Consider the following 14,975-nt stretch of genomic DNA (forward strand, 5'->3'; position numbering starts at 1 on the left):
TTGATTTTGTGATTCTTTTCTTTCGTTTATCATTAGTAAACTCCTATGTAATAAATTAAAATATTTATTATTATATTACATATATGTATAAAATTAAAGACTGCTGACACTTTGTCAGCAGTCTGAATAAAACTCTTACAAGAGTTTTATCATAAATTATTTGTAGTAATTTGGATCAAATTATCTTCTATTATTTATTTTTATTATTAATTAAGGGGGAAGCCTCACGACTTCCCCTCCTTAATTACTTATATTGAATTACTTCTTTAATTCAGCTTTTACAGCATCAGCAACGAATTGTACGTTTGTTCCAACTATAACTTGGATGTTGCCTTTTCCTGGTCTTATAACCCCTCTAGCACCTAAAGCTGTTAATTTCTTATCTACGATTATAGCGTTATCTTTAACACCTAATCTTAATCTAGTTACACAGTTATCAACTGATACTATATTGTCTCTTCCACCTAAAGCTTCAATATAAGCCTTAGCTAATTCTCCCATATCTCCAGAGATTGCAGAATTGTCGCTGAATTCTTCATCGTCATCATCTTCTCTACCTGGAGTCTTTAAGTTGAATTTAGTGATAGCAAATCTAAATGTTACATAATAGATTAATGCAAATACTAAACCTATTGGTATTATTAATAGTGGGTTTTCTGCCATTGGTGCTTTAAAGCTTAAGAACCAATCAACGAAACCAGCACTGAAGTTAAATCCAGCTCTTACTGGCAACAATGTACAAACTATTGCAGATATACCTGTTAAACCTGCGTGTAATACATATAGTCCTGGTGCTAAGAACATGAATGCGAATTCTAATGGTTCTGTAACTCCTGTAAAGAATGAAGATAATGCAGCTGCTAATAATAATCCATATACAGCTTTTTTCTTATTTTCTTTAGCTGTATGATACATAGCTAAAGCTCCAGCTGGTAAACCGAACATCATAACTGGGAAGAATCCTGTCATGTACATACCTGTTTGACCTTGAACTCCTGTACCACCCCAGAAGTTAGCTATATCGTTAATTCCTGCAACGTCGAACCAGAATACTGAGTTAAGTGCATGATGTAATCCTGTAGGTATTAATAATCTGTTAAAGAATGCATATATACCTGCTCCAATAGCATCTGTAGCTATAATTGCTTTACCAAATGATACTAGCGCATTATAAACTACTGGCCATACAAAGAATAATACAAGTGCTGCAACTAATGATGCTAAAGATGTCATAATTGCAACTGATCTCTTACCACTAAAGAATCCTAAAGCATCTGGTAACTTTGTTCCCTTAAATTTGTTGTAACAAGTTGCACCTATTAAACCTGCAACTATACCAACGAATTGAGTTTGGATTTTACTGAATGCTGCTGGAACTTCCGCAACATCAATTCCCTTAAACATAGCAACAACTGCTGGGCTTAATAATGTTGTAATCATAAGCCATGAAACTAGACCTGCAAGTCCTGCTGTTCCATCGTTGTCATCTGACATACCTACTGCTACCCCGATAGCAAATAGTATTGCCATATTATCTATTAACGCTCCACCAGCTTTTAATAAGAAAGCTGCTGCTACATTATTTGCTCCCCAACCTGATGGGTCAATCCAGTAACCTATACCCATTAGAATACTTGCAACTGGTAAAGCTGCAACTGGAAGCATTAATGATTTTCCTAGTCTTTGAAGATACTTCATCATAATAATAATTCCTCCTTGTTTTTTTATGTACAAATCTAAACTCTTAGATAAATAATTCCGGTAAAATATAAAGAGCCGAAAAGGATATTATAATATAATAATTCCTTTTCGGCTCATGCTCAACTAATTGATAACACGCCTAAACTTGTACACATATTTAACTTACAATGTCATTGTATCACCATATGTTATTGTTTTCAATAGTTTTTTTAAATTTTTTTATTTTTTTATTTTAAACTTCTAAATGCCTCGAATTTATTATGTTTTAATTCGTACTATAATTTCTTTAATAATTACATTCAAAAATATGCATATTTATTAGCATAAACTGTATTGTTTTTTCATATATTTTATTGACAATTATAAATAATTACAGATATAATCATACTATAAGACGTGTTACTGTTAAATCAGGCATGAGTCCACAGTTATAATACAGGACTTATGCCTTTTGTTTTCATATAATTATTAAGTTATATCAGTGTATTTATTTTTAATTTTAAATAAATACTATCTATATATACTAGTAAATACTATTTGTATACACTAGATTAAAATATGAAATAGAAAGGATGTGGATTCCTGACTATTCAGGAAGTACTATGTTTAAGTTTTTTAAAAACCTATTTAATTCAGAAGAAAATAAAGAAGAAGTTGTAGTTGCTAAAGCTAATACTTTAGTTGCACCAGTTTCAGGTAAGGCAATGCCATTATCTGAGGTTCCAGATCCAGTTTTTGCTGAAAAGCTTGCAGGTGATGGAATGGCTATTATGGCTGAAGGAGAAACTATAGTTGCTCCTGCTGATGGAGAGGTTACTTTAATATTTAAGACTAAGCACGCTTTTGCTATGACATTAGAAAATGGCTTAGAAATTTTAGTTCATATTGGTTTAGAAACAGTTTCTCTAGATGGAGAAGGTTTTGAGCAATTAGTTGAACAAGGAACAAAAGTTAAGGCTGGTACTCCATTAATCAAAATAAATAAAGAGTTAATCTTAAGCAAAGGATTATCTCTTGCAACTCCAGTTCTAATAACAAATGTTGATGCAGCTAAATCAATATCAGCTGTTGAATCTGGCAATGTAGTAGCTGGAGAAACTACAGTAGTAAATTTTGAAGTGTAATAAATACATCAGAAAAAATAAGAATCAGTCTTAAATGACTGATTCTTATTTTTTTATATTATTTTTCAAGTGAAACTCTAAACCTTTCAATATGCATAGCTAGATAAGCTACTTCATCTTCTGATATCTCTTTTATATTTAAAGTCTTACATATAATCTTTCTTGTTTCTTCAGCGATTTTATAGGATAGTCTATATTTTTTCTTAATTACATCTACTAAATCATTCTTTATTGGACTATTTGTAATAATTCTCTCAATAGCAAATCTTATATGAGTTAAAAACCTAGCATAATCTAAAGATTTTCTATCTATTTCAATATTAAGTCTATCTTCAACATGCTCAATGATAGAATTACTTAAAAAGCTATACTTTATAGTATTTGAAAGTTTACCATTATTTCTAGCTGAATGTATATGAAGTGCAATAAATCCCTTTTCACCTTCTGGGATTTCAACTCCTAGCTCCACTCTAATTCTGTTAGCTAATCTGCAAGCCATTGCAAACTCTCTACTATAAAGCGTTTCTATTTCTACTAAAAATGGATTTTGTATTTCTTCATTATCTTCTAATCTTTTTATAGCATAGAATAAATGATCTACCAATCCTATATGAATGTTTTCATTAAGCTCTTCTCCTAGCTCATCTGATATTTCAGCAATAACTTCTTCAACTATAGCAATTAACTTTGTATCAACTCTATCTAATATTTCATTGAAATTTCTTTGATTATCCTTATCTTCAATGATAAATACTTTTTCTACTATTGTGCCCTTATTTATAATGTCACCTGGTTTTTTCCCAAATCCAATGCCTTTTTGGAAAAGAATCTTTTCTTGTCCCTCTTCTCTAACAAGCAAAATGTTATTATTAAAAGATTTTATAACGCTAGCATTGCTGTTCAATGTAATCTTATACATATTACTCCTACCTTTTCTTAAAATAATATTAGTCCACGAAATATTAGAAATCTTCTAATATCCTATAAAACGTTAAGTGATCTCTCCATGCCCCATTAATAAATAAATATTTTTCATTTAAGCCAACTTCTTTAAATCCACAACCAATTAATACATTTTTAGATCTTTCATTATCAACTAAAACAGAAGCCTCTAATCTATGCAATTCAAGTTCATCCTTAGCATATTTTAATACCAATTTTAAAGCTTCCTTCATATAGCCTTTGCCTTGATAATCCTTATCCATTGAGTAACCTACTATTCCGCTTTTAAATACACCATATACTATATTAGATATTTTTACCTTACCTATAAGAATCTCATCACTATATATCCCAAAGTCTACACACTTACCAGTCATTAAGCCTTTATAACTTTCTAAAAGAACTTCTCTTTGTGCTTCAACTGTATAAAAACTATTATCTCTACTCGGCTCATAATTTCTTAGGTGATCTTCGTTTCTTATATAATACTCTAATAAACTTTCCGCATCATCAGGTGCAAGATTCCTTAAAGTAATATTTTTCCCTTTGAGTCTCACAATATAATTCCTTTGTATATTGTTAAAGTCGTTTCTATTAATCCCAAAGCTAAGTTCATCTAGAAAAATTCCATTTGAAAATAAGTTCTCAGATAATATACCTTCTAAGGTAAATCCTAAATCTAAGAATACCTTATAATTTATATTTTCATCTACTAAAATATTAACCTTATATGTATTGTTATCCTTAAAAATAGCTCTTAATATACTTATTACTGCTTCTCTTAGTAAATTATGCTTATCATCTTTAAAAAATTTTAATTTAACATTGCACTTTTTACTTTCTTTATCTAATTCAGCAATAGTAAATCTTCCTAATAAAATACTGTCTTTATCTTTAATAATATAATCATTAATATTTCCCTTTGATTGATTAATAAATATTACTTTACTTTCGCTCATATCAAATCTCCTAAGTAAATTATCATTACATAACTATTATTATACAGATAAACACCTTACTTACACAACATTATTTTATAATCTATTTTTTTAATGTAATTATAAAATATGTTATTCTTCTAATAATATTAAAACATAGTTATTTTAATGATATCAATAAAAAAATAGTTATTTTGTTAAATATTTTAGATTTTTCAAAATATTTATACTCTTTATTATAATATAACCACTTAATATAAATAATAATTTTAATAATGATATTTTTAGATGTATAATATATATAAATTATTACCAATAAAAGGAGTGATAAAAATGAAAAAGATTGTCTTTGCCGGAGGTTGCTTCTGGGGAGTAGAGGAATTCTTATCTAGAATCTCAGGCGTTACAAATACTGAAGTTGGATATGCTAATGGAAGAACTGAAAATCCAACTTATGAAGATGTCTGCTATAAAAATACTTACTTTGCTGAAGTATGTGCAGTTGAATATGATGAAAGCAAGGTTACTTTAGAAACATTACTTAAAGAATACTGGTCTATAGTAGATCCAACAACTTTGAATAGACAAGGTCCAGATTTGGGTAGTCAATATAGGACTGGAATATACTATTTAGATGAAAATGACATACCTACTATAATTAGTAGTAAAGATGAAAATCAAAAAAAATACGAAAAGAAAATTGTTACAGAAGTTCTTCCACTAACAAATTATTATAAAGCTGAGGAATATCATCAAAAATATTTAAAGAAGAATCCTAATGGATATTGCCATATTAAACTATAGTAATAAAATGCGAAGCATTTTATTAATGAAAGAATGAAAAAATTAAAAAATGAAAGAATGCATATAAAAAATCTTTACAGATTTTTTTAAGGTAATCTTTAAAACAAAGGAGGTTTTGCATAGCAAAACCTCTTCCTTCATTTTTTCATTCTTTCATTATCTCCATTTTTTCATATTAAAATGCTTCGCATTTTAAAACGATTGTTTTATTCTTCAATTCCTAGGATAGACTTAACTACTACTCCACCTAGTATCATTCCAGCTACTGGAGGTACGAAAGATATACTTCCTGGTATCTGTCTTTTAGATGCACACTTCTTAGTTCCACCTGTACAAATACAGCCAGTTTTACAAGTTACCACATCTTCTTCCTTAGGTTTTCTTGGTTTTTCTTCTGAGTAAACTACCTTAAGCTTCTTTACTCCTCTTTTTCTAAGTTCATATCTCATAACTTTAGCTAGTGGACATACCTTAGTGTCATATATATCTGCAACCTTAAATTGAGTAGGATCCACTTTATTTCCTGTACCCATTGAAGCAATTATATTAATTCCTTTTTCATAACAATACTGCGCTAATGCAATCTTTGCAGAAACTGTATCTATAGCATCAATTACGAAATCAACATCATCAGGGATTAAGTCGCTTAAGTTCTCAGGTGTTACAAATATTTGATGAGTAATTACATTACACTTCTTATTAATAGAAAGTATTCTTTCCTTCATTACCTCTACTTTTACTTTACTTACAGTTTGATATGTTGCATGTATTTGTCTATTTAAATTAGTTAGACATACTGTATCATCATCTACTAATATTAGAGTTCCAACTCCAGCTCTAGTTAAAGCTTCTACAGCGAAACTTCCTACACCACCAACACCAAAAACCATAACTTTAGCATTCTTTAGCTTTCCTAGTCCATCATTCCCTATAAGTAATTCTGTTCTAGATAATGGATGTTGTATCATTTATGTTTCTCTCCTTTTTATCTACCTTTAAAATATATAAATATAATATATCTTATTTTAGACTATTATAATACTTTAAACAACAATATTTTTCTTTTAAAATTTGTAAATTCAGTAAACAACATAAACTTATATTATGTTTAAATGAGTTAGATAATATGGTAATATATTAAAAGATTATGTTTTACATACATAAACTTTAAGGAGGAAAATTTATGATTTTAGGTATTGTAAGTGCTATGCAAGAAGAATTAGATCTTCTTCTAAAAGATATGACTATAAATGAAGAAACTAAAAAAGCAAATATGACTTTTTACAAAGGTACATTAGATAACAAGGACATTATAGCTGTAGTCTGCGGAATTGGTAAAGTTAATGCAGCTGTTTGCTCTCAAATTTTAATCTCTGAATTTAATGTAACTTCTATAATTAATGTTGGAGTTGCAGGTGGAATCGGTAAAGATATATATCCAGGAGATGTGGTAGTTGCTACTAACTTAGTTCAACATGATATGGATACAACAGTTTTCGGAGATCCTCATGGTCAAATTCCAAGATTAGATACTTTTGATTTTAAATGTGATGAAACTTTAGTTAAAACTTCTTTAGATGCTTGTGAAGAAATAAAAGAAATTAATACTTTCTCAGGTAGAATAATTTCTGGAGATCAATTTATATCAAGTGTTGAAAAAATCCAATGGTTTGAAAAAGAATTTAATGCTATGGCTTGTGAAATGGAAGGAGCAAGTATTGCTCAAGTTTGTTACTTAAACAATATTCCTTTTGTAGTTATTAGATCTATTTCTGATAATGCTAATAACGGAGCTCATATGGATTATGAAAAATTCATTCCTATAGCTGTTAGAAATTCAACAATATTACTTAAAAATATAATACAAAGATTATAATAAAAAATACATATTATCTTACATACGAACTACCAAGATCCAAAATACTGTAAGATAATATGTATTTTATTATTTTTAGAGATTCTTTTTTTCCTTATATAATTGATAGGTTTTTTTAACTAAAAACCCTTAAATTTATCCTTACTAACACCACAAATAGGACATTTCTCTACTTGATCCCCTATTTCAGTAAAGCCGCATATCGGACAAATATAAATAGTTTCGCTACCTATATCCTCACCCTTTTTAGCCTTATCTTGAGCTTCTTTAAATAATTTAGCATGTATTTTCTCTGCTTCTAAAGCATAATGGAATGTTCTTTGTGCATCCTTCTCATCTTGAAACTTAGCTGCTTCTAAGTACACTGGATACATTTGATCAACTTCATGTAATTCACCATCGATAGCACCTTGAAGATTTTCAACTGTATTAGTATGACCAAATACCGCTCCTGCAGTTACAGTCTTATCTTCAATAGGTTTATTTAAAGCATTAAAATGATTATTAGCATGACACCACTCAGCGTAAGCTATACCCCTAAATAGTCTAGCTATATTAGGAAACTTCTCTTTTTCAGCAGCATTTGCCCATATGGTATATCTCATATGAGCCATACTTTCTCCGCCATAAGCTGAACATAAAAAATCTACTGTCATTGCATTATTTACTGACATTTTTAAACACATCCTTTCAAAAAATATATATGTTTCAATAAATAATATACATCTTAATTATTCCATAAAAGGTAAATTTAATTCACTTATTCATAAATTTCTTATAAATAAAAAAAGAAACTCAGTTAAACTGAGTTTCTAATAATTCTTTTATTTAAGCTTATGAATAAATAATCCACTTCTAAGCTTTGGTTCAAACCAAGTAGACTTTGGTGGCATAACTTGATTTGTATCAGCAACATTCATTATATCGCTAACTTCTGTTGCATACATTGAAAATGCAATTTTCATATCTTTGTGAACTCTTCTTTCAAGTTCTTTTATACCTCTAATTCCACCTATAAAATCTATTCTATCTGATGTTCTAACATCTTCAATACCTAAAATCGGTGTTAAGACATTATTTTGTAATATAGCAACATCTAAGCTATCTATTGGATCTTCAGCATTATAGCTTCCTTCTTTAGCTTCAAGTAGATACCACTTATTTTCTAAATACATACCAAAAGTATGCTTATTAACAGGTTTTACTTGTTCATCTTTTTCTGTTATCACAAACTTTTCGCTTACTTTATTTAAGAACTCTTCTTCAGTAAGTCCATTTAAGTCCTTAACTACTCTATTATAATCCATAACCATAAGATCATTATCTGGGAATGCAACTGCTAAGAAATAATTGAATTCCTCATCACCTGTATAATTTGGATTTTCTTCTCTTCTCATAAGTCCAACCTTAACTGCTGAAGCTGATCTATGATGACCATCTGCAATATATAGGTTTTCTATTTCTCCAAATAATTCTACGATTTCTTTTACTATTATTTCATTATCTATTACCCATACTTGATGTCCTATTCCATCTTCTGAAACAAAATCATATACAGGTTTTCTCTTAGTTCCTTCTTTAGACCATTCTTTAATAACTTCTGAAGTTACTTCATCTTCTCTATAAGTTAAGAAAATTGGACCTGTATTAGCATCACAATAATCTACATGGTTTATTCTATCTTGTTCTTTATCAGCTCTAGTAAACTCATGCTTCTTTATTGTATTATTTATATAATCATCTATTGATGCACAAAATACTAATCCAGTTTGAGCTCTGCCATTCATTATTTGTCTATAAATATATAAACATGGTTTTTCGTCTTGAATAAGTTGCTTTTCTTCAATCATTTTATCAAGATTTTCTCTAGCTTTCTCATATACCTTTTTATCATGCACATCTATAGAAGGATCTAGATCTATTTCAGCTTTATCTATATGAAGAAATGAATATGGATTACCCTCTACCATTTCTCTTGCTTCTTCACTATTCATAACGTCATAAGGAAGTGCTGCAATTTTTGAAGCTAATTCCTCAATCGGTCTTATACCTTTAAAAGGTCTAATTGTCGCCATCTAAATTCCTCCTGTTTATCTCTAGCTTACTTAAAAAAATTTTTTATTACTGAAACTACTTCATCACCAATTCTATCTTGAGCTTCAATTGTTGATGCACCAATATGAGGTGTGCAACTTACTCTTGGATGATTTACTAAAGCTTCATTTGTATTAGGTTCAATTTCGAATACATCTATCCCTGCGCCTGCAATCTTACCGCTGTTTAAAGCTTCAAGTAAAGCTTCTTCATCTACTACTTTACCTCTTGCACAGTTAATAATATATGCCCCATCCTTCATTATGTTTAATTGTTCTTTTCCTATTAAAGAACCTGCTTCTTTATTATATGGTACATGTAAAGAAATAAAGTCAGATACTTTTAATAACTCATCAAGCTCTAAGAATTCATAAGCTAAATCATCTTGCTTACCAAACATATCATTATAAACTACAGTCATTCCTAAAGCTGTAGCCTTATTGGCTAAAGATCTTCCGATTCTACCCATTCCTATAATTCCAAGAGTCTTTCCGCCAATTTCAATACCTTCGTATTTCTTCTTATTCCATTCACCATTTCTCATAGTATAGTTAGAAGTACCAACAAATCTTGCAACGGCAAACATGTGAGCTAAAGCTAATTCAGCAACTGAGTCTGAACTTGCATTTGGAGTATTTCTTACTTCAATTCCAGCTTCACTTGCAGCTGCTACATCGATATTATCTATACCAACCCCAGCTCTAACAACTAATTTTAACTTTCCGCCTTTAGTAGCTTCTACAACTTCCTTTGTAAGCTTAGTTGCTGATCTAACTACAAGTGCATCGAAATCCTTAAGTACTTCCCCTAAAACTTCTTTATCGTAATGCTTGTTTTCGACTTCAAAACCTAAGTCAACCAAATTTTTAATAGCTTTTTCTTGTAAGCCATCACTTGCTAATATTCTATACATTTTTTTGCCCCCTATTTTTTTAAATCATTATTTTGTTAATATAATAAGAGCTTAGACCTTAATCTAAACTCTTATTTATATATCATTGTCCAAACTCCCTGTGATAGTAATACTTAAATTTAAGATATACTATTCTAAACCTAAAATGTCATTAATGTTGCTTAATAGCTCTTGAATATCTTCTATTTGACAGTCAGCCATATGAGCAATTCTAAATGTCTTTCCTTTTAAGCTACCGTATCCGTTAGAAATTTGGAAACCTCTTTCTCCTAATTCTTTATTTAATGCAGCAACATCTATATCTCTAGTATTCTTAATTGTTGTTACAGTGTTTGATAAATATTTATCTTCTGGTAATAATTCAAAATACTTTCTACCCCATGCTCTTACAACTTCAGCCATTTCAATATGTCTTGCAAATCTATTTTCTAAACCTTCTTTATTAAGAATATAATCTAGTTGATAGTCTAATGCATACATATGTGGAATAGATGGTGTTGAAGGATATTGATAGTCCTTCTTTTGAATAAAGTTATATAAAGATAATAAGTCTAAATAGAATCCTCTATTTGGAACTTTTTCAGCTCTTTCTTTAGCCTTATTAGAAAAAGTACATATTGCAAGTCCTGGAGGCAATCCTAGTGCCTTTTGTGATGAAGTTATACATACATCAATTCCCCAATTGTCTACTTCAATCTTAGTACCTGCTGCTGAACTTACTGTATCAACTATAAATACTACTTCTGGATACTTCTTAACTACTTCACCTATTTCTTTAACAGGATTCATTACTCCTGTAGATGTTTCATTATGAGTTACTGCAACTAAGTCATATTTGCCAGTTGCTAATTCTTTATCAACCATTTCTGGTGTTATAGCTTGTCCTAATTCTACTTCAAATATATCTGCAGGAACGTTATTGGATATAGCCATTTCATACCATCTCTTTCCGAATGCCCCAACGGAAAATACAGCTGCTCTTTTTGCTGTACAAGATCTTATGGCTCCTTCCATAAGTCCACTACCTGAAGTAGTAGATAATAATATTTCGCTTTTAGTAAAGAAGACTTTTCTTAAATTATCGCTTATTCTTCTTTGAAGCGCTGAAGCTTCTTTGCTTCTATGACCTATCATAGGTCTTGCAAGTTGTTCTAAGACATCAGGTCTTACTTCAACTGGTCCTGGAATAAATAGCTTTTTATGCATAGTGTTTCTCCCCCATTTAATATTTTTTATTGCTTATTAATTGCTTATTTTATTGTTAATTTTACTACTTTTTCATATCATTAACAACCACTTTGTTAAAAGTTTTGAAAGAATATTCAAAATTCAACAATAATTCTACTATTAATACACTATTTTCCATCTAAAAAGCACTATTTTAACAGTTTTATGTTAACTAAACTTCAACTTTATCTTCTTTTTTACTATCTCTTAATATATCTCTTATTTCTGTTAATAGTACTTGCTCAGCAGTTAACTCAACTTCAGCAGGCACTTCTTCAGTTACGTCTTCATCTTTCTTTCTGTTTAACTTAGCTACAACCTTAATAAATACAAATATAGAAAAAGCTATAATAATAAAATCTACTACACTTTGAATGAATATCCCATATTTTATCTCAGCTTTACCTAACCCTGAACTAAAGGTATAAGTTAACTCCTCGAATTTCACCCCACCTATTAAAAATCCTACTATAGGCATTATTATATTTTCTACTAATGAAGAAACTATCTTATTGAAAGCTCCCCCCATAACTACCCCAATTGCTAAATCTAGTACATTACCTTTCATAGCAAATTCTTTAAACTCTTGTATAAACTTTTTTCCTTTTTCCTTCATTTTAAATCCTCCTTACTTATAATCCTCATCGAAAACGAGAATAGACTCTGTCTCTCTACAATATTTAACACACATGCATTGTCCAAGATGTCTTGGACACTTATAGCATAAACAACTTTTATCATCTCCATTACAGCTTTTCCCATAATAAGGGCAATATTTGCAATTAACTCCATTACCAGCTGGCATAACACATTTCTCCTTCTTTCGTTTTTAAATAATATTCTTTTAATAAAAACATTTTACCATATTTGGATAAATTAGTAGTAACTAATTTTCATCTTTTTCATATTGTATTTGTATAAGAAGCTTTTCACTTGTTGGTATAAAAACTTCTAACTCCCATCTATATAGACTAATGCTGTTGAAAATGAATATTCATTATACAACAGCTTTTTCTATTTATCTGAATCAAATTTAATGTTTAAATCTTAAGCAAAAGAAAAAACTCCAATAGGAGTTTTTTATAAAATAACTTTAAAATCTATTTATTAACTATAATCTTTATATAAACAGCTATTTCCCATTCTATAAAAATAGCTGAAATATAACTAAGAAAATCACTCCTGGTACTCCTAAAAATCCTGCTATTAATGCAGTTATCCAATTTATCGCTACTGTAAATCCAAAGTATGAACCAAGAACATTAGCTAAGTATAAAAGTACTATTCCAATTACACCATTTATCAATATTTTTAATGGCCATTTTAAAAGCTTAATCACTAAATAAAGTAACACTAAACCTATTAACCCATATAATATTAAATTAATATCCACAATAATCCCCCCTAATTTATATTATTCTTTAGTATAACATATTATTCTATCTTTCTTAACTCACGTCTTTTTGCAACACTTATTAAATAATCATATCTTGTTTTCGCTGCATCTTCAGTATAAATAGCTAGCTCAACTAACTTTGGATCACTTACAGAATCAAATAATGCCCTAGCTACTTCCATCTCTGATATAGTCTCTTTTATATTATTTAGTAAGGCTATATCCTCTTCACTATACTCTTTTTTATTTTTATCTGTACTTTTAATTAATAACTCTAAAATTATATTCTTATTCATTCCTATCCTCCTAAATATTATATATTTAAGTACTATCCACTTTAAGGATAAATATTCAAAGGATAACAACTTTTAACTTAGTTTTCATATTAATTAAAGGTTATTTCAAAAATACTTATGATAACTATAATAAAGGTGCAAAAACTCTAATTACTGCTGCCAATAATTTCTTGTACCATTTTTCATTATAACAATCTTCTAAGGTCATTAATTGACATTTATCTAATGTATCTAAAAAGTCTTTCTTTATTTCCATTACTGACTTAGTTTTATATAAAAATACTCCACATTCAAAATGCAAATAAAGGCTTCTATAATCCATATTAATAGAACCAACTACGCCTATCTTATCATCTGATACAAAGGTCTTTGAATGTATAAAGCCTGGTGTATATTCATATATCTTTATACCCACTTCAATTAACTGAGCATAGTAAGCTCTAGTAACTAAGTGAACATACCACTTATCTTCGATATGAGGAGTAACTATTATTACCTCAACTCCACTTTTAGCAGCTAATGTTAAGGCAGTTACTAATTCATTGTCTACTATTAAATAAGGTGTATTTATATAAATATAATCCTTAGCCTTATTTATAATATTTAAATAAACATATTCACCTACAGTTTCATCATCTAAAGGACTATCTCCATAAGGTTGAACATATCCATCATCTTCAAAAGTTCCTTCATAATTAACATATGGTTTATATTTATTATAATCTTCTTTTTCTCCACAGTTAAATTCCCACGCCTCTAAAAACATCACAGTAAGATTCCAAACTGCTTCGCCTTTTAAAACAATAGATGCATCTTTCCAGTGTCCAAATCTAACAATTTCATTTATATATTCATCCGCTAAATTTATCCCACCTGTGAAGGCTGTATGTCCATCTATTATAGTTATTTTTCTATGGTCTCTATGGTTCATAATAACTGATAAAAATGGTACAAAAGGATTAAATACTAAACACTTAATGCCCATTTTCCTTAGTTTTTCATAATACTTATAAGGTAATGTCCTAAGACATCCCATATCATCGTATATAAGCCTTACATCTACGCCTTCCTTCACCTTTTCTTCAAGGATTTCCAGGATGCTATCCCACATCTTTCCTTCTCGAATTATGAAGTATTCCATAAATATATACTTCTTAGCTTTTCTAAGTTCTCTTTTTAGTTCTTCAAAAAATTCTTCTCCAGGTGACAAGTATTTAGTATAGGTATTTTTGTATATTGGAGCTACTGCATACTTATTTAAATATTTTACTTGATTAGAAATTGATTTATCCTCGTCTTCAATTTCCTTAAACACCTGAGGATCTTGTTCTAAATATTTAAACCCTTCCGTATGAATCTTATTTATTCTTCTTCTGAATCTCTTTGTTGTTCTTCTCAATCCAAAAATTAAATAGAATAATCCTCCAAAAACAGGTACTAGCAATACAGGTATTGCCCATGCTAACTTAAAAGATGGATTATCTTTTTTACTCATTATATATATCACAACTATTACGCTAAGAGCTGTAAATAACACATATAAGTAAAGAAAAGATTCTGATAACTTCCAAATAGTGAAAGTTAGTATACCTATCTGAATAAGTATTAGTAGTCCTACAATTACCATTCTGCTAAATAAAAATTTCAATATTTTGCTCATATAT

Annotated in this window: 15 protein-coding genes; 3 read left to right on the forward strand and 12 right to left on the reverse strand. The window is 29.4% G+C overall.

Annotation, left to right across the window (positions count from 1 at the left end):
- Window positions 1-258 precede the first annotated feature (258 nt).
- Window positions 259-1,701: a PTS glucose transporter subunit IIBC gene (locus GPX08_RS15225; protein ID WP_156627681.1), complete on the reverse strand. Its 1,443-nt coding sequence runs from the start codon at window positions 1,699-1,701 to the stop codon at window positions 259-261.
- Window positions 1,702-2,303: 602 nt separating this feature from the next.
- Here GPX08_RS15225 and GPX08_RS15230 point away from each other — a divergent pair.
- Window positions 2,304-2,825: a PTS glucose transporter subunit IIA gene (locus GPX08_RS15230; protein WP_156627682.1), complete on the forward strand. Its 522-nt coding sequence runs from the start codon at window positions 2,304-2,306 to the stop codon at window positions 2,823-2,825.
- A gap of 58 nt (window positions 2,826-2,883) precedes the next feature.
- Here the strand turns inward: GPX08_RS15230 and GPX08_RS15235 are convergent, their stop codons facing one another.
- Both GPX08_RS15235 and GPX08_RS15240 read right to left on the reverse strand, forming a co-directional pair.
- Window positions 2,884-3,744 carry a PRD domain-containing protein gene (locus GPX08_RS15235; RefSeq protein ID WP_156627683.1) on the reverse strand — a complete coding sequence of 287 codons (861 nt, stop codon included), beginning with the start codon at window positions 3,742-3,744 and terminating at the stop codon, window positions 2,884-2,886.
- A gap of 43 nt (window positions 3,745-3,787) precedes the next feature.
- Window positions 3,788-4,726 (reverse strand): GNAT family N-acetyltransferase, encoded by a 939-nt coding sequence (locus GPX08_RS15240; protein ID WP_156627684.1) that lies wholly within the window; start codon window positions 4,724-4,726, stop codon window positions 3,788-3,790.
- 312 nt (window positions 4,727-5,038) lie between these two features.
- Here GPX08_RS15240 and msrA point away from each other — a divergent pair, with 312 nt between their 5' ends.
- On the forward strand, window positions 5,039-5,509 hold the full coding sequence (gene msrA / locus GPX08_RS15245) for a peptide-methionine (S)-S-oxide reductase MsrA (RefSeq protein WP_156627685.1): 471 nt from the start codon (window positions 5,039-5,041) through the stop codon (window positions 5,507-5,509).
- 206 nt (window positions 5,510-5,715) lie between these two features.
- Here the strand turns inward: msrA and GPX08_RS15250 are convergent, their stop codons facing one another.
- Window positions 5,716-6,477 (reverse strand): tRNA threonylcarbamoyladenosine dehydratase, encoded by a 762-nt coding sequence (locus GPX08_RS15250; protein ID WP_156627686.1) that lies wholly within the window; start codon window positions 6,475-6,477, stop codon window positions 5,716-5,718.
- A gap of 215 nt (window positions 6,478-6,692) precedes the next feature.
- Here GPX08_RS15250 and GPX08_RS15255 point away from each other — a divergent pair, with 215 nt between their 5' ends.
- On the forward strand, window positions 6,693-7,385 hold the full coding sequence (locus GPX08_RS15255) for a 5'-methylthioadenosine/adenosylhomocysteine nucleosidase (RefSeq protein ID WP_156627687.1): 693 nt from the start codon (window positions 6,693-6,695) through the stop codon (window positions 7,383-7,385).
- 119 nt (window positions 7,386-7,504) lie between these two features.
- On the opposite strand, the gene GPX08_RS15260 is transcribed toward GPX08_RS15255, so the two are convergent.
- The 8 genes from GPX08_RS15260 to cls all read right to left on the reverse strand — a co-directional run bounded on the left by GPX08_RS15260 (window position 7,505) and on the right by cls (window position 14,971).
- Window positions 7,505-8,059, reverse strand: a complete 555-nt coding sequence (locus tag GPX08_RS15260; RefSeq protein ID WP_156627688.1) for a Rubrerythrin-2 — start codon at window positions 8,057-8,059, stop codon at window positions 7,505-7,507.
- A 150-nt stretch (window positions 8,060-8,209) separates the two neighbouring features.
- A complete protein-coding gene (locus tag GPX08_RS15265; protein WP_156627689.1) occupies window positions 8,210-9,460 on the reverse strand; it encodes a DUF1015 family protein in 1,251 nt (416 codons plus the stop codon).
- 26 nt (window positions 9,461-9,486) lie between these two features.
- On the reverse strand, window positions 9,487-10,392 hold the full coding sequence (locus GPX08_RS15270) for a 3-phosphoglycerate dehydrogenase (RefSeq protein ID WP_156627690.1): 906 nt from the start codon (window positions 10,390-10,392) through the stop codon (window positions 9,487-9,489).
- A 129-nt stretch (window positions 10,393-10,521) separates the two neighbouring features.
- Window positions 10,522-11,598, reverse strand: coding sequence for an aminotransferase class V-fold PLP-dependent enzyme (locus GPX08_RS15275; protein WP_156627691.1), 1,077 nt, complete (start codon window positions 11,596-11,598; stop codon window positions 10,522-10,524).
- A gap of 193 nt (window positions 11,599-11,791) precedes the next feature.
- Entirely contained in the window at window positions 11,792-12,235 is a 444-nt protein-coding gene (gene mscL, locus GPX08_RS15280) for a large-conductance mechanosensitive channel protein MscL (protein ID WP_156627692.1), read from the reverse strand.
- A 528-nt stretch (window positions 12,236-12,763) separates the two neighbouring features.
- Entirely contained in the window at window positions 12,764-13,012 is a 249-nt protein-coding gene (gene bofA / locus GPX08_RS15285) for a pro-sigmaK processing inhibitor BofA (RefSeq protein WP_156627693.1), read from the reverse strand.
- 41 nt (window positions 13,013-13,053) lie between these two features.
- Window positions 13,054-13,311: a DUF2508 family protein gene (locus GPX08_RS15290; RefSeq protein ID WP_156627694.1), complete on the reverse strand. Its 258-nt coding sequence runs from the start codon at window positions 13,309-13,311 to the stop codon at window positions 13,054-13,056.
- A gap of 124 nt (window positions 13,312-13,435) precedes the next feature.
- Window positions 13,436-14,971, reverse strand: coding sequence for a cardiolipin synthase (gene cls, locus GPX08_RS15295; protein WP_156627695.1), 1,536 nt, complete (start codon window positions 14,969-14,971; stop codon window positions 13,436-13,438).
- Window positions 14,972-14,975: the final 4 nt, after the last annotated feature.

Source organism: Clostridium tertium (assembly GCF_902652255.1).
Taxonomy (GTDB): domain Bacteria; phylum Bacillota; class Clostridia; order Clostridiales; family Clostridiaceae; genus Clostridium; species Clostridium tertium_A.